At 72.7% G+C, this 16,118-nt stretch carries 11 protein-coding genes; 6 read left to right on the top strand and 5 right to left on the bottom strand.

Going from position 1 to position 16,118, the window contains the following annotated elements; translation table 11 throughout:
* From TSH58p_RS10455 to TSH58p_RS10465, 3 genes are all read right to left on the bottom strand, one after another.
* The gene (locus tag TSH58p_RS10455) at positions 1-1,221 is read right to left on the bottom strand and encodes a polyhydroxyalkanoate depolymerase (RefSeq protein WP_109067658.1); all 1,221 of its coding nucleotides are present in this window, start codon (positions 1,219-1,221) and stop codon (positions 1-3) included.
* A 322-nt stretch (positions 1,222-1,543) separates the two neighbouring features.
* On the bottom strand, positions 1,544-2,356 hold the full coding sequence (locus TSH58p_RS10460) for an endonuclease/exonuclease/phosphatase family protein (protein ID WP_051658011.1): 813 nt from the start codon (positions 2,354-2,356) through the stop codon (positions 1,544-1,546).
* Positions 2,353-4,647 carry a VTT domain-containing protein gene (locus tag TSH58p_RS10465; protein WP_247873793.1) on the bottom strand — a complete coding sequence of 765 codons (2,295 nt, stop codon included), beginning with the start codon at positions 4,645-4,647 and terminating at the stop codon, positions 2,353-2,355. The genes TSH58p_RS10460 and TSH58p_RS10465 overlap by 4 nt, the downstream gene beginning before the upstream one ends.
* Positions 4,648-5,052: 405 nt before the next feature.
* Between TSH58p_RS10465 and TSH58p_RS10470 the strand changes: the two genes are divergently transcribed.
* The 4 genes from TSH58p_RS10470 to TSH58p_RS10485 all read left to right on the top strand — a co-directional run bounded on the left by TSH58p_RS10470 (position 5,053) and on the right by TSH58p_RS10485 (position 10,771).
* Positions 5,053-5,760 carry an ABC transporter permease subunit gene (locus tag TSH58p_RS10470; protein ID WP_109067657.1) on the top strand — a complete coding sequence of 236 codons (708 nt, stop codon included), beginning with the start codon at positions 5,053-5,055 and terminating at the stop codon, positions 5,758-5,760.
* The gene (locus tag TSH58p_RS10475; RefSeq protein ID WP_109067656.1) at positions 5,760-6,569 is read left to right on the top strand and encodes an ABC transporter permease subunit; all 810 of its coding nucleotides are present in this window, start codon (positions 5,760-5,762) and stop codon (positions 6,567-6,569) included. Before TSH58p_RS10470 ends, TSH58p_RS10475 begins: the two co-directional genes overlap by 1 nt.
* Positions 6,566-8,284 (top strand): oligopeptide/dipeptide ABC transporter ATP-binding protein, encoded by a 1,719-nt coding sequence (locus tag TSH58p_RS10480; protein ID WP_247873792.1) that lies wholly within the window; start codon positions 6,566-6,568, stop codon positions 8,282-8,284. Before TSH58p_RS10475 ends, TSH58p_RS10480 begins: the two co-directional genes overlap by 4 nt.
* 150 nt (positions 8,285-8,434) lie before the next feature.
* Positions 8,435-10,771, top strand: a complete 2,337-nt coding sequence (locus TSH58p_RS10485; protein ID WP_109067655.1) for a mechanosensitive ion channel domain-containing protein — start codon at positions 8,435-8,437, stop codon at positions 10,769-10,771.
* 43 nt (positions 10,772-10,814) lie between these two features.
* Here the strand turns inward: TSH58p_RS10485 and TSH58p_RS10490 are convergent, their stop codons facing one another.
* Together TSH58p_RS10490 and TSH58p_RS10495 are read right to left on the bottom strand one after the other, a co-directional pair.
* On the bottom strand, positions 10,815-13,340 hold the full coding sequence (locus tag TSH58p_RS10490; protein WP_109067654.1) for an ABC transporter permease: 2,526 nt from the start codon (positions 13,338-13,340) through the stop codon (positions 10,815-10,817).
* A 107-nt stretch (positions 13,341-13,447) separates the two neighbouring features.
* Positions 13,448-14,182, bottom strand: coding sequence for an ABC transporter ATP-binding protein (locus TSH58p_RS10495; RefSeq protein WP_109067653.1), 735 nt, complete (start codon positions 14,180-14,182; stop codon positions 13,448-13,450).
* Between the two features lie 145 nt (positions 14,183-14,327).
* On the opposite strand from TSH58p_RS10495, the gene TSH58p_RS10500 reads away from it, so the two are divergent.
* Both TSH58p_RS10500 and TSH58p_RS10505 read left to right on the top strand, forming a co-directional pair.
* Entirely contained in the window at positions 14,328-14,936 is a 609-nt protein-coding gene (locus tag TSH58p_RS10500) for an arylesterase (RefSeq protein ID WP_247873790.1), read from the top strand.
* Between the two features lie 5 nt (positions 14,937-14,941).
* A complete protein-coding gene (locus TSH58p_RS10505; RefSeq protein WP_109067651.1) occupies positions 14,942-16,117 on the top strand; it encodes an FIST N-terminal domain-containing protein in 1,176 nt (391 codons plus the stop codon).
* Position 16,118 lies beyond the last annotated feature (1 nt).

Here is a 16,118-nt window from a genome sequence, read left to right on the forward strand (position 1 = left end):
TCAATCGTGCTTGCGGATGAACTCCCGCACCGCCGGCATGATGCTTTCGCGCCAGCGCCGACCGTTGAAGATGCCGTAGTGGCCGACGCCCTTCTGGAAATGGCGGGCGCGCATGGCGTCGGGCAGCGAGGCGCAGAGGCGGTGCGCCGACTCGGTCTGGCCGGGGGCGGAGATGTCGTCCAGCTCGCCCTCCACCGTCATCACGGCGGTCCGGCGGATCGCCGCCGGCTCCACCTTGCGCCCGCGCGACTCCATGGTGCCGTTGGCCAGCGCGTGCTTCTGGAACACCGTCTCGATGGTCTGCAGGTAGAATTCCGCCGACAGGTCCATGACCGACAGATACTCGTCGTAGAAGCGGCGGTGCTGATCCGCGGAGTCGCCGTCGCCGCGGACGAGGTGGCGGAACAGGCCGACATGCTCCCCGATGTGGCGGTCCAGGTTCATCGACATGAAGCCGGAAAGCTGGATGAAGCCCGGATAGACCTGCCGGAAACCGCCCGGATAATAGGCCGGGACGGTGGTGATGACGTTGCGCTCGAACCAGGACAACGGGTGGGTCGCCGCCAGCTTCACCGGCACGGTCGGGTTGGCCATCGGGTCGATGGGACCGCCCATCAGCGTCATGGAGCGCGGCTGCACCGCCTCGTCTCCCGCCGCCATCAGCGACACCGCGGCCAGGACCGGAACCGCCGGCTGGCACACCGCGATGACGTGGGTCTGCGGCCCCAGGAAGCGGATCAGCTCCGTCACCGTGTCGATGTAGTCGTCGAGGTCGAACCGCCCGCGCGCCAGCGGCACCAGCCGGGCGTCGATCCAGTCGGTGACGAAGACGTCGTGGTCGGCCAGCAGCGCCGCCACCGTGCCGCGCAGCAGCGTCGCGTGGTGGCCCGACATCGGGGCGACCAGCAGGACGCGCGGCTGCGCCGGGGTGCCCTCCGGCTTGGCGAAGTGCAGCAGGTTGCAGAAGGGCTTGCGGTGGGCGATGCGCTCGGTCACCGCCACCGTCTCGCCGTTCACCACCGTGGTCTTCAGGCCGAATTCCGGCTTGGGGAAGCGGCGGGTGGTGCGCTCCAGCAGTTCCGCGCCGGCGGCCATGGCGCGGCCGACGCGGGTGTAGGAAACCGGGCTGAACGGGTTCTGGAAGGTGTGCTGGGTCGCTTCGGCCAGGAGGCGCATCGGGCGCAGGGCGGCGTGCTGCAGATCGTAGAGATGGTAGAGCAACAGGTCCTCGCTTCGGCGGTTGTTCCCACGCCCGGTCGGCTGGGTGCTGTCGGTGGTCGGGCCGTCCTTGGCCGGCCTCCATTGGTCGTATGACCAACCAACAGATTGGCCAGTCCTTATCCGAAAGGTCAATAGCCGACACCCGTTCTCGGGCAAAAAACTTACATGAGAAACAGTCAGCGAGACGAAACAGACCGCGCAACGCTGCACTGCAAAGGGGGCAAGGCAGGAGGATCAAGCCCAAAGAAAAAGGCGCGCCCGCGGAACCGCGCACGCGCCTTGCAGCGATCCGGCGCCCGGCATACCCGAGCGGGAATATCGGTTATGGCACCGCCACGGTGGCGCGCACCGGCAGATGGTCGGACGCGCGCCGCGTCAGAACCGTGCGCACCACCTCGTAGGAGGGGATGGTCAGCCCGTTGTTCACGTAGATGCGGTCGAGCCGCAGCGTGGGCATCCGCGCGTGGAAGCTGCGCGGGCTGGCCCAGTCGGGGAAGGCCTCGGCCAGCTTGCGCAGCCGGGGGGAGTTCGGCGCCCATTCGTTGAGGTCGCCCATGAACAGGGTCGGCAGGGCCGGCTGTTCCTCCAGCCGGTCGACGATGGCGCCGACCTGCCGCGCCCGCTCCCAAGGGTCGAGCCCGAGATGGGCGACGATGATGCGCACCGGGCGCCCCTCCACCTCGACGATCACGTCGATGCCGCCGCGCGGCTCCCGCCGCCCGACGCTGAGGTCGATGGGCTCGCATTTCAGGACCGGCAGCCGGGTCAGGATGGCGTTGCCGTAATGGGCGTGGGCGTTGTGCTTGGTCGGGCCGGCGTGGGCCTTCAGGCCGGTGGCCCGTTCCAGGAAGGCGAACTGGTCCAGACCGGATTCGCCGCGGTGGTGCCAGCCGACCTCCTGGAGCCCGACCAGATCGACGTCCAGCTCCTTGATGACCTCGGCGATGCGGTCCGGCGCGAAGCGCGCGTCCAGCCCGACGCAGCTGTGGATGTTCCAGGTCGCCACGCGCAGCGGCGCCATGCCCTCCGGCACCGGGCCGCTGCGGCTGTCGACGCGGCGCTTCGGGCGGCGGACGCGGGCGGCGCGCAGCGCGGAGGCGATCCGCTGCACACGCTCTCGGCTGAATCGGATCACCGCTGTTGCTCTCCCCTCGCTGTTTCTCCGGTGGTCGGCCCAGTGGCCAGCCCGGTGGCCAGCCCGGTGGCCGGCCCGGTGGTCGGCCGTCTCGCCCCCAGAGCCCGCACCAGCCGGTTGCCGGCCCAGCCGAGCCCCAGCGCCGTCACCGCCGCCAGACCCAGAAGAACCATGTCGGTGGGCGTCGGTTCCGTCAACACACGCTCAAGCTGGTGCCCGAGCAGGTTGAAGACAAGGATTCCCGGCGCCATCCCCAGGATCGTCCCGAACAGATAGTCGGTGAACCGGATGCGGGAAGCCCCGGCGACGAGGTTCACCACGGTGAAGGGGGCGACCGGCACCACCCGCAGCGCCGCCATGGCCAGCACGCCGCGCTCGCCGAGCGCGTCGCTGGCCCGCCGCACCACCGCGCCGCCGTAGCGCTCGATGGGGCGCCGGCCGGTGAGCCGCCCCACCCAGAACAGCGCCGCGGCGGAGGCGAGCACCCCGGCCAGCGCGGTCGGGAAGCCGATCCACGGCCCCAGCGCGATGGCCGTCGCCGCGATCAGCAGCAGCACCGGAAACAGCACGAAGCCCCCGGCGACATAGAGCAGGATCAGCCACAGCGGCCCGAAGGCCGATTCGCGCAGGCGCTCGAAGGCGTCCAGCACGGCGTCCAGGGTCGCCCAGTCGCGCAGCGGCGTGTGGTTCCACAAGCCCCAGACCCCGCCGACCACCGCCAGGATGATGCCCAGCGCCAGCCAGTGGTGGCGCCGCGGAATGCGCGACGGCAGGACGCGCCACACGATGTCCGCCGCGCCGACCGGGCGTTCCGGGTCGAAGAGCATGGAGTCGGCGACGGCGGCGGCCAGCAGGCCGGGGTCGGCGTCCTCCAGCGGCTCCAGCGTCCGTCCGCCGGGCCGGCGCAGCGCCTCCACCGTTCGGATGAGCGAGCCGGAGCGGCGCAGCTCCGCCGTCACGCTTTCCGGCGCCACCCCCAGATGCTCGGCGATCAGGTCGTCGCGCACCCCGGCGATGGCCTGCCGGGCCTCGCGCCCCTCCGCCTTCCCCTCCACACGCCCGTGCGGCGCCTCCAGCGCCAAGTCGCATTCGGTGTCCAGCCCCATCGACCGGTTGTTCAGGTTGGCCGAGCCGATGCGCAGAAGCCGGTCGTCCACCACCATCACCTTGGCGTGGATGGTGATGCCGACGCTGCCGGTCTTGGCGCTCTCCGTCTTGGCGATGTAGAAGCGGAAGCGCCCGTTCCGGTCGGCCTCCCGCAGCTCCTTCACCAGCCGGGCGCGGGCGCCGAGCATCACGGTGTTCTCCAGCCAGCTCGACGTGCGGGCGGAGTTGACGACCACCACCTCCGGACCGTCGGGCTCGGCCAGCCGCGCCTTCAGCGCCTCGGCCACGGCGACCGAGGCGAAATACTGGCTTTCCATGTAGATGAAGCGCTTGGCCGAGGCGATGGCGGCGGTGTAGAGCGCCTCGACCTCCCGCACCTCGTCGCGCCCGTTGTAGCCGGGTTCGGTGCGGGCGATGCCGACCGGCATGCCCTTGAGCAGCGGGGCGAGCTGTTGCGGCCAGGGGTCGGGGCTGTCCGGCCCGGCCCGGCGCGCCTTCAGCCGCAGCCGCCGGGGGCGCTTGCCGTCGGCAACGCCGCCACCGCCGCCAAGCACGTCCATGGCGGGCGGCGACAGCACGCAGCCGGTGGCGCGGCGCCAGCGCTCGCGGAACAGGTCGCCCAGCGCGCGGGCGGCGTCGCCGTCCACCGCCATCATCACGTCGTGGAAGGGCTCGTAGGGGGTGCCGTCCGGCTGGCGGCGCAGCGGATCGTCGGCGCGGTGGGCGCGGGTGTCCCAACGGTTGGCGGTGATGTCCAGCCCGCCGCAGAAGGCCAGCCGGTCGTCGATCACCAGCATCTTCTGATGGTGGCAGGCCCCGGCGGGATGGTCGCCGTCCAGCCGGTACTGGAGCCGCGGATGGCTGAGCCAGCCGCGCAGGAACAGCGGCTGCGACCAGCGGGCCAGATCGAACAGCTCCGCGAAGTCCCACTTCAGCACATGGATGGTCAGGTCCGGGCGGGTCGCGGCCAGCCAGTTCAGCAGGTTGCCCAGCTTGTCGGGGCGGCGCGGGTGGCGCATCTGCGGGGTCAGCCGGATGCGGGCGTCGAAGTCCCAGGCGGTCAGGTAGATGCTGCGCCGCGCCTGCCGCATCGCCGCCTTGGCGAGCGCGAAGTAGTCCTCGGCATCGACGATGACCCCGACCCGCTCCGCCCGCTCCACCCGCCAGCAGGTGCGGCCCGGCACCAGCAGCGGGTCCGCGGCCGCGCTTGAGAGAGTCCCGGAGAACGCCCCTGTGAGCGCCCCTGTGAGTGTCGGGTCCGGCGGCATGGGGAGGGACGGCTGGTCGGGCATGGGACGCGGCTGGACCGGGGTTCCTGCGGGGATCGGCATCGGGGTTTCACATATGGTGCGTCCGGGACGGGCTGCGACCGGCCAGGAAGGCGGATGCCCGAACAACACCGCAGCCGCCCAACCCTCCCCGCCCTCCGCCGAGAGGCGAAATTCCATTGCCCGACCGGCCGGGACCTGGGTACCGTCAGGAGGACTCCATTCGTGTCCGCCATTGTCGCATGACCCGCCTGTTGTGATCCGCTTGTCCGCCCCCCTGCCGACTCCGCCCGTCACGGCCGCCAGCACCCGGCGGGGCCGATGCTGAGCCTCGTCCTGCGCCGGGTGCTGGCCGTTGGGCCGGCCCTGCTGGGCCTCGCGCTCGCCGCCGCCGTGGTGGCCGCGTTGGCGGGACCCGGCTGGGCGGAGGCATTGGGCGCCGCGCTGGCCGCCCTGCCGGCGACGCTGGCGCTGGTCCTGCCGGCGCTGGCCTTGGGGACCGGGCTCGGCGCCCTGCTCGGCGTCATGGGCGGGACGGGCGGCGCGGCCTTGGGCGGCCTCGGACCGGCCATGCCGGGCTTTCTGCTGGCCGCGGTCGCCGCCACGCTGGCGAACGCAGCTTTCACGCTCGGCCTCGCCGCCCTCGCCCTGCCCGCCGCCGCCCAGGCCGCGACGCTCGCCGGCCGGGCGCGGGCCGGGGCGGAGGACACGGTTCTGCTGGCGGCGCGCGGGCGGGGGATGGACGGCTCGGCCCTGCTCTGGCGGCTCGCCCTGCCGCTGGGGCTGTCGGCGGCGATGGGCGGCCTGCGCAGCGCCGTGGCCGGAACGGTGATCGCGGCCGTGGCGGTGGAAAGCCTGTTCGGGACCGGCTTTTCCGGCGCCGGGCGGCTGTTCGTCGAGGCGGCGCGCGCCGGGGACGCCGGCATGGCCGTCGCCGCGCTCGCCGGGCTGTGCGGCCTCGCCATGCTGCTGAATGCCCTGGGCGGCGCGCTGCACGGCGGCATCGACCCGCGCGCCCGGATGGCCTGATGCACGGACCCGCCGGCACCGACTCCCGCACCGATCCACACTGGCGCGACGGCCCCTGGCAGAAGGCCGGGCAGCGGCTGACCGCGCACCGGCCCGCCGCGGCGGGACTGACCGTTCTGGCGGCGCTGATGCTGGCGGTCGCCGCCGGCCTCGTCGCCGGGGGCGGTCCGGTGGGGGCGGCGCTGGCCGCCGGGCACCAGAGCCTGACCTTCGCGCTGTTCGCCGGGCTGGGCGGGGCCGTCCTCGGCCTGCTCTGGGGGGCCGCCGCGGTGGCCCTGGGCGAGCGGGCGGAGCGGGCCATGATGGCGCCCGCCGCCGCGCTGACCGGCCTGCCCCTGGCGCTGGCCCTGCCGCTGGCCGGCGGGCTGCTGGGCCCGGAGCGCGGGCTGGCGCCGATGGCCGTGGTGACCGCCCTGGTCGCCGCCCCGGCGGTGGCCGTCATCGCGCGGGACGAGCTGCGCGCCCTGCTGCGGCGGGAGTTCCTGAGCGCCGCCCAGGCCGCCGGGATGTCCAACGGGCGCCGGCTGCGCCGCCACATCCTGCCCAACGCCGTCCTGCCGCTCGCCGCGGCGGCCTGGACGGCCCTTGCCCGCGCCCTGCTGACGGAAAGCCTCGCCAGCCTGCTCGGCCTCGGCCTGCCGGAGGGGGTGACCGGCTGGGGAACCGCCATCGGCGCGGCGGCGCGGGCGGGCGACGCGGCGGCGCTGGCCGGACCGGCGCTGCTGCTGGCGCTGACCCTGTGGGCGCTGCACGGGGTGGGCGACGGGATGCGGCTGGCCTTCTCCGCGACCGCGGGAGGACGGCGGTGACCGGAGCGGACGTGATCGGGCCGGACGGCGGCGCGCCGCTGCGGGTGGAGGGTCTGTCCCTCCTGACCGGCCGCGACATCCTGCTCGACCGGCTGAGCTTCGCCGTCGAGGCCGGCACGGTGCTGACCCTGTCGGGCGGCGCCGGGGCGGGCAAGACGCTGCTGCTGCGCGCGCTGGCCGGGCTGCCCCCGAAGGGCGTCACGGTGCTGGGGGACATCCGGATCCGGGGGCGGCGCCTCCTGGTCACCCAGGACGGCGCCCTGGACCCGCTTCGCACGATCGGCGCCCAGTTCGTGGAGTTGCTGGGCCGTCAGTCGGGGCTGGACGAGCGAACCGCCCTGCGCCGCGCCGCCGAGGCGCTGGAGCGCTTCCAGGTGCCCGCCGCCGCGCGCCGGCTGGCGCTCCATCCGCAAGAGCTGGGCGAGGCGATGCGCTGGCGGGCCGCGCTGGCGCTGGCCATGGCGGCGCAGCCGGCTCTGCTGCTCGCCGACGCCCCCGCCGCCGCGCTCGACCCCACCCAGCGCGTCCGCCTGCTGAGCGATCTCGCCGCCTGGACGCGCGAGGCCGGAACGGCGCTGCTGCTGACCGGGCGCCCGCAGCCCGACCCGGCGCTCACCGGTCCGGCCGACCGCCGGCTGGTCCTGGCCCAAGGTCGTCTGGAAGCGCCCGAGGAGGTCCCCGTCCCCGCCCCGCCCCCGGTCGAGCCCGCGCCCTCCGGCCCGCCCGTGCTGTCGGTGCGCGACCTGCGCGTCGCCTTCCCGCTGGGGCGGGGCTGGCGCGGCGAGGAACGCTGGCTGACCGTCGTGGACGGCCTGTCCATTGATTTGGCCGAGGGCGAGACGCTGGCCCTGCTCGGCGAGACGGGCAGCGGCAAGTCGGTGCTGGCCCGCGCCATCCTGCGGCTGGTGCCGCCGGTCGGGGGACAGGTGTCCTGGCTGGGGACCGACCTCGCCGCCGCCCCGCCGGAGGCGATGCGCCGGGCGCGGCGGGACCTGCAGATCCTCTTCCCCGATCCGCTGGCCGCCTTCGACCCGCTGATGACCATCGGCGCGCAGCTCGCCGCGACTCTGGAGTTGCTGCTTCCTCCGCGATCCGCCGGCCGATCAGCCACCGACCGCGCGGCGCGGCTGGCCGAGGCGCTGGAGGAGGTCGGTCTGCCGGCGGCGGTGCTCGACCTTTATCCCGGCGCGCTTCGTCCGGCGGAGGCGGCGCGCGCCGGGCTGGCCCGCGCCCTGCTGCCGGAGCCGCGCCTTCTGGTCTGCGACGAGCCGGCGGCGACGCTCGACGGGGCGGAGCGGGCGGACTTCCTGGCCCTGCTGCGGGCGATCCGGCGCCGCCGCCGGCTGGCCCTGCTCTACGCCACCCAGGACGCGGCGGAGGGCTTGCGGATCGGGCGGCGGGCGCTGGTGCTCCTGCTCGGCCGGATCGTCGAGTCGGCGGACAGCGCGGTTCTGGCCGCCGGGGCGCGGCACCCCTACAGCCGCGCGCTGATCGCGGCGTCCCGCCTGGCCCGCCCCGCCCTGCACGGCGATCCGCCCTCGCCCCTGCGCCCGCCGACCGGCTGCGTCCTGCGGCTGCGCTGCCCGCTCGCCCATGACGGCTGCGCCCAGGTTCCCCCGACGCTCGACCCCGTGGCGCCGGGCCACCGAGTCGCCTGCCATGTCGCCCAGGACGACGCGCAAGACGGCGCCCAGGTTGGTGGACAAGCCCCGTAACCCCCTCGCCGGAGCCCGCCGACGCCTTGGGCGTGGCCGCAATTCCGTCTCAAAAAGGTCTGAAACTGCGCGGGTTGGCAAGGAGGCGGGCACGGGATAACGTCCCCGGCCTTCACGCCCGCATTGCTGAAATCACGGAAAAGGACAGGGATGCTTCGCGCACGCACCCGGTTGACGGTCCCCTGCATGGGCGCACTCGCCGTCCTTCTGCTGCTTCTCGCCGGCCTCGCCGCGCCGTCGCTGGCCGCCGGCCCCGTTCCGGGGGCCGCCATGCCGGCCCCCGCCGCCGCGGCCCCCGCGGAACCCGCCGCCTCGCCCGATCCGACGCCCGAGCAGATGCAGGCGATGATCACGACGCTGGAGGACCCGGCGGCCCGCGCCCGGCTGGTCGAGCAGCTGAAGGCGCTGGTCGCCGCGCAGAGGGGGCTGGATCAGGCCAAGGCCGAGGAGGCCCCGGCCGCCAGCACCCTGCCCGAGACCATCGGCGCCAGCGCCCTGTCCTTCCTGGCCGAGCGCATGGACGTGCTGAGCCGCCAGCTCGTCCAGGTCGGCAACGTCTTCAAGGAGCTGCCCGGCGCCATCGAGTGGGCGAACCGGCAGATGGTCGACCCGTCTGCCCGAGACCGCTGGGTGCAGATCGCCATCCAGCTGACGATGATCCTGACCGCCGGTCTGGCGATCCAGCGCGTCGTCGGCTGGCTGCTCGCCCGCCCGCGCAACGCCCTGGCCGCCCGCCGGGGCAGCACGGTGCTGGTGCGCTTTCCGCTGCTGCTCGGCCGCGCGCTGCTGGAGCTGGCGCCCATCGCCGCCTTCATCGTCGTCGCCTACGCCATCCTGTCGGTCAGCGAGCCGGGGCCGCGCGTCCGGCTGGTCGCCCTGGCCGTCATCAACGCCACCGTCATCCTGCAGATCCTGCTGGTCGCCGCCCGCATCCTGATCTCGCCCTTCGCATCCTCCCTGCGGATGGTGCGGGTGGGCGACGCCAACGCGCTGCGCCTCTACCGCTGGGTCCGCCGGCTGGCCGCGGTCGGCGTCTACGGCTATTTCCTGGCGGAGGGCGCCTATGTGCTGGGCCTGCCGCTCGGCGCCTACGGCGCGCTGCTGAAGCTGCTGGGGCTGGCGATCGCCGGCATGCTGATCGCGCTGATCCTGCAGAACCGCCGCATCGTCGCCGACTGGATGCACGGCAACCCGCTGTCCGGCGACGGCGACCCGGCGGCCACCGCGGAACGCGAGTCGGAGGGCCAGGGCGCCGTCCTGCGCTCCGCCCGCCGCCGCTTCGCCGACGTCTGGCACGTTCTGGCGATCATCTACGTGGTGGTGACCTTCGGCGTCTGGGTGCTGAACGTCTATGGCGGGTTCGAGTATCTGGCCCGCGCCACCGGCATCACCATCCTGGTCGCGGTGATCGCCCGGCTGCTGGTCAACGGCATCAACCGCGGCCTGCGCCGCGGCCTGCGCATGGTCCCGGAAAGCCAGGGCGCCCTGCCGCCGCTGAAGGACCGCGCCTCCCTCTACCTGCCCTTCCTGCACCGGATGGTGAAGACGGTCATCTGGGTCGGTGCTGCGATGATGATCCTCTACGGCTGGGGCTTCGACACGCTGGCCTGGACCGACACGCAACTCGGCCAGCGCATCCTGCGCAGCACGATCACCATCGGCCTGCTGCTCGTCGGCTCCATCATCGCCTGGGAGGTGGTCAGCGCGATGATCGAGCGCTTCCTCGCCTCCACCGACCGCAACGGCACGCGGATCGAGCGCAGCGCGCGGGTGCGCACCCTGCTGCCGCTGCTGCGCAACGCCTTCCTGATCGTCCTGGTCACCATGGTGTCGCTGATCACCCTGTCGGAGCTGGGCGTCAACATCGCGCCGCTGCTGGCCGGTGCCGGTGTGGTCGGTCTGGCCGTCGGTTTCGGCTCGCAGACCCTGGTCAAGGACATCATCACCGGCCTGTTCATCCTGTTCGAGGACAGCATCTCCATCGGCGACGTGGTCGATGTGGGCGGCGGCCATTCCGGCGTGGTGGAGGCCATCTCCATCCGCTCCATCCGGCTGCGCGACGGATCGGGCGCCATCCACACGGTGCCCTTCAACTCGGTCAGCACCGTCAAGAACATGTCGAAGGACTTCTCCTACGCCCTGTTCGAGGTGCGGGTCGCCTACCGCGAGGACCCCGACCGCGTGATCGAACTGCTGAAGGACGTCGGCAACGGCCTGCAGGCCGACGCCCTGTTCGCGCCCGACATCATGGCGCCGCTGGAGGTGATGGGCCTGGACAAGTTCCAGCCCGACTCGACCCAGCTCATCACCGCGCGCTTCAAGACGCGCCCGACCAAGCAGTGGGGCGTGTCGCGCGAGTTCAACCGCCGCATGAAGAAGCGCTTCGACGAGCTGGGGGTGGAGGTGCCGACCGGCTCCATGCAGCTCATCGTCGGCGGGAACCACCCCGACCGCGCGCTGGCCGAGGCGCTCAGCCAGGGCTCGTGACGGCCGCGCACGACACCGGCGGTCACCCCGATGACCGCCGGTGTCAGTCGTTGCGCAGCAGCGGGGCGGAGGGCTGGCCGAGCGCCCGCCACGTCCCGAGGAAGCCGAAGGCCAGCGTGATCGCCGTGCTGAGCAGCGCCGTGGTCAGCACCGCCGACGGCAGGAAGGTCCACTCCCAGCGCATCAGGAAGGTCATCACCGCCCAGGCCGTGATGGTGCCGATGACCCCGGCGATGGCCGCGGTCAGGATGCCGAGCAGCCCGTATTCCAGCAGGAACGCCTTCAGCACGTCGGCCCGCGTGGCGCCCAGCACCTTCAGCACCACCGCGTCGTAGACCCGGCGGCGGTGCCCGGCGGCGACCGCGCCGGCCAGCACCAGCGTGCCGGCGGCCAGCGTGATCCCGGCGGTGACGCGCACCGCCGTGCCGATGTGGCCCAGCATGGTGCCCACCGTGTCCAGCGCGTCCTTCACCCGGACCAGAGTGACGTTGGGGAAGCGCTGCAAAACGGAGCGCTGCACCTCCGGCTCCGCCTGCGGCGTGCTGCGGATGGTGGCGATCCAGGTCTGCGGCGCGCGCTCCAGCGTGCCCGGCGCGAAGACCAGGGCGAAATTGATGGCCAGCGTCGAGAAGTCGGCGGCGCGCACGTTGCTCACCGTCGCCTCGATGGTGCGGCCCAGGATGTTGACTCCCATGGTCGCGCCGGGGCCGATGCCGAAGGCGCTCGCCACGTTCTGGTGGATGGAGATCAGCGGCGCCCCCTTGTGGTCCTCCGGCCACCAGGAGCCGGCGACGATCTCCGAATGCTCGGGCAGCTTGGCGGAATAGGTCACGCCACGATCGCCGGACAGCACCCAGGACTGCTCGGGGTTGACCAGCGCCTTCTCCGCCGGCTGGCCGTTCACCGTCTCGATCCGCCCGCGCAAGGACGGCACCGCCTCGAACCCGCTGGTTCCGGGCAGGGCGGTGAGAGTCTGCTTCAGCGGCTCGAACTGGTCGGGCTGGATGTCCACGAAGAAGAAGCTGGGCGCGTCCTTGGGGATCGTCTCGTTGACCCGGCGGGAGAAGTTGCCCTCGATCAGCGCGATGGCGACCAGCACCGTCAGGCCGAGGCCGAGCGACAGCACCACCGCCCCGGTCGGGTTGCCGGGCCGGTGCAGGTTGGCGAGCGCCAGACGCAGCCCCGGACGGCGCGGGCGCCCCGCCGCCGCGGCCCCGCGCACCACCAGCCAGGCGGCCAGGCGGAAGGCGATGAAGGTGGCAATGGAGCCGCCGACGAACCAGGCGGCGAACATCTTGTTGTGCGCGGTGGCGACGGCCAGCCCGGCCAGCGCCGCGACGGTCAGCGCCATCGCCGCCAGATAGACGGCGCGCGGACGGCCGCCGGCGGGGGCGACCACGTCGCGGAACTGCGCCGCCGCCGGCACCTCCCGCGCCCGGCCCAGCGGCCACAGCGAAAAGGTCAGCGCGGTCAGCAGCCCGTAGAGCGCGGCGAGCGCCAGCGCGCCCGGGTAGACGCCGATCCGGGTGGGGACCGGCAGCACCTGGTCGAGCAGCGACCCCAGCCCCAGCGGCGCCACCGCGCCGAGCAGCAGCCCGAGCAGGATGCCCAGCCCCGACAGCGCCAGGATCTGCAGCAGATAGACCTGGAAGACCAGATCGCCCGGCGCGCCCAAGCATTTCAGCGTGGCGATGGTGCGGGCGCGCGAATCGAGGTGGCTGCGCACCGCGTTGCCCACCCCCACCCCGCCGACCAGCAGGGCGGTCAGCCCGACCAGCGTCAGGAACAACGTCATGCGGTCGATGAAGCGCTCGATCTGCGGGGAGGCGTTGGTGAAGTCGCGGACCCGCCAGCCGGCGTCGGGGAAGCGCGCCGTCAGCGCCGTCTGCCACGCCGCCACGTCGGTGCCCGGCGGCAGGGCCAGCTTGGCGGTCCAGTAGACGATGCTGCCGGGCTGGAGCAGGCCGGTGCCCTCCAGCGACGGCAGGCCGATCATCACCCGCGGCCCCAGCGAGAAGGCGCCGTTGGAGGCGCGGTCCGGTTCCCGTGTCAGGACGCCGCGCACGGCGAACTCGCCCTCGCCCAGCCGCAGCGTGTCGCCGGTCTTCAGCCCCAGCCGGTCGAGCAGCCCGTCCTCGACCAGCGCGCCCCAGCGCCCGTCGCGGTTGGCCAGCGCCGTGTGCAGGTCGCCCTCCGGCGCGATGGCCACCGACCCGTAGAGCGGATAGACGTCGTCCACCGCCTTCAGCTCGACCAGCGTGGACCGCTGGTCGTCGGTGGAGCGGGCCATGGCGCGCATCTCCACCGATTGCGACAGGCGCCCGGCCTGTTCCAGCCAGGCGCGCTGCTCGTCGGTCGGCGGTGCGTAGATCTGCCGCAGCGCGACGTCGCCGCCGAGGATCGCCCGCCCGTCCGCCTGCAAACCGGCCAGCACGCCGCCGGACACCGAATTGACCGCGGCGATGGCCGCGACGCCGAGCGTCAGGCAGGCCAGGAAGATGCGGAAGCCTTTCAAGCCCCCGCGCAGCTCGCGGCGGGCCAGACGGAAGGCGAGGGCGAGGTTGGTCATGGGGCGTCCGAAAGGGGTGTGGGGTGGTGGTGGGGAATGGTCGCGTCGGGCCCCCCACCCAACCCTCCCCCGCTTTCGCAGGGGAAGGCTTTACTTTTAAAAGACGCTCAGTCCCCCGCCACGCGGACGCGCTCGGCGCGGGCGGCGAGGCCGTCGTCGACGATGCGTCCGTCGGTCAGGCGCACGGTTCGGTCGCAGCGGTCGGCCAGGGACGGGTCGTGGGTGATCAGCACCAGCGTCGTGCCGCGCCGCTCGGCGAGGTCGAACAGCAGCTCCACGATGGTGGCGCCGGTGCCGATGTCCAGATTGCCGGTCGGCTCGTCGGCCAGCAGCAGCGACGGCTCGGCGACGAAGGCGCGCGCCAGGGCGACGCGCTGCTGCTCGCCGCCGGACAGCTGGCCCGGATAATGGCTCAGCCGGTGGCCCAGCCCGACCGCCTCCAGCCCGTCGCGCGCGCGGTCGAAGGCGTCGGCGGCCCCGGCGAATTCCAGGGGGATGGCGACGTTCTCCAGCGCGGTCATCGTCGGCACGAGGTGGAAAGCCTGGAAGACGATCCCCACATGGTCGCGGCGGAAGCGCGCAAGCCCGTCCTCGTCCAGCCGGCCCAGATCCTGCCCGGCAACGCGCACGGTCCCGCCCGTGGGGCGTTCCAGCCCGGCCATGACCATCATCATGGTCGATTTGCCGGAGCCCGACGGGCCGACCACGCCGACCCGTTCACCGGGCTGGATGCGGAGATTCAAGCCTCTCAGGATGTTGACGGGTCCGGCCGCGCTGTCCAATCTCAGATGCACTTCGTCGAGATCGACGATGGCAGAAGCAACGGAATCGGGTCGGGACATTGGCATGCGTCTCTGGAACGGGCGGGGGAACGGGCGGGAAAACCTCACGCCATATGGCATGGTGCGCCGCCATTTCAACATGGCCCTCCTTCGCTCGGGGCTGGCCGCTCTCGCCCTTGTCGCAGCAATCGGCGCGGGAATCGGCATGACCGCCCCCGCGCTCGCCCAGAGCGGTACGGGGAAGGGTCCCTACACCCTGCTGGCGCTCGGCGACAGCCTGACCGCCGGCTACGGCCTTCCCGAAGCCCAGGCCTTCACCGTGCAGTTGCAGGCGGCGCTGCGGGCGAAGGGCTACGACGTGACCGTCGTCAACGCCGGCGTGTCGGGCGACACCACGGCGGGCGGGCTGTCGCGGCTCGACTGGGCGCTGGCCGACAAGCCGGACGCCGTGCTGGTGGAGCTGGGGGCGAACGACATGCTGCGCGGGCTGGATCCCGGCGCGGCGCGCACCAACCTCGACGCCATCCTGAAGCGGCTGACCGCCGAGAAGCTGCCCGTGCTGCTGGCCGGCATGTACGCGTCGCCCAGCCTGGGCCGCGCGTACGGGGAGCGCTTCAACGCCATCTATCCCGATCTGGCGAAGACGTACGACGTACAGCTCTATCCGTTCTTCCTGGACGGCGTGGCGGCCGACGCCGCGCTGAACCAGCCCGACGGCATCCATCCCAACGCGGCCGGCGTGAAGGTGATCGTGGAGCGCATCACGCCCCATGTCGCCCGCCTTCTGGACGGCATCGCCAAGAGCGGAGACTGACACCCATGGCGACCCTGGCCGGCGACACCGCCACCACCGAGACTCACTTCAAGGCCGCATCGGCCACCGGCACCGAATGGGGCGCCGTCGTCAAGTCGTGCCTGGACGAACTCGGCGCGGTGGAGGGCTGCAACCTCGGCTTCCTCTACATCACCGACGCGCTGGCCGAGCACGCCACCAGCATGGTCACGCTGCTGCGCGGCGTCACCGGCATCCGCGACTGGGTGGGCACGGTCGGCATCGGCGTCTGCGCCAACGACGAGGAGATCTTCGACAAGCCGGGCATCGCCGTGATGGTGGCCCGCCTGCCGCCGGAGGGCTTCCGCCTGTTCCCGGTGGTGTCGGGCGACATGGAGCCGCTGCGCCGCATGGCCGGCGGCTGGCTGGACAAGCACGGCGCCATGCTGGCGCTGGCCCACGCCGATCCGCGCCACCAGGATCTGGCCGGGCTGGTCGTTTCGCTGGCGGAATCAACCGGGGCCTTCCTGGTCGGCGGCCTGTCGGCCTCGCGGTCGGAGTTCCCGCAATTCACCATTCCCGGCAACACCGCCACGATGGTCGGCGGGCCGGTGGCCGACGGCGGCGTGTCGGGCGTGCTGTTCGCCCCGCAGGTGCCGGTCGCCACCGGCCTCAGCCAGGGCTGCACGCCCATCGGACCGGTGCGCACCATCACCGCGGCGGAGGACAACGTCGTCCTGGAGATCGACGGACGCCCGGCGCTGGAGGTCTTCAAGGAGGACATCGGCGAGCTGCTGGCCCGCGACCTCAAGCGGGTGTCCGGCTACATCTTCGCCGGCCTGCCCATCGCCGGGAGCGACACGGCGGACTATCTGGTCCGCGACCTGATCGCCATCGACCCGCGCGCCGGCTGGATCGCCGTCGCCCATCACGTGCAGAGCGGCCAACCCATCCTGTTCACCCGCCGCGACCAGCAGAGCGCCGAGGCCGACATGCGCCGGATGCTGGCCAACCTGAAGAAGCGCGTGAAGACCACCCCGAAGGGCGCGCTCTACGTCAGTTGCATCGCCCGCGGCCCCAGCCTGTTCGGCGAGGGCAGCCAGGAACTGGCGCTGATCCGCGAGACCTTCGGCGACATCCCGCTGGCCGGATTCTTCGCCAGCGGCGAGATCTCCAACGCCCGCCTGTACGGATACACGGGCGTGCTCACCCTGTTCCTTTAAG

The sequence above is a fragment of the Azospirillum sp. TSH58 genome, assembly GCF_003119115.1.
In the GTDB taxonomy this organism is placed as follows: Bacteria; Pseudomonadota; Alphaproteobacteria; order Azospirillales; family Azospirillaceae; genus Azospirillum.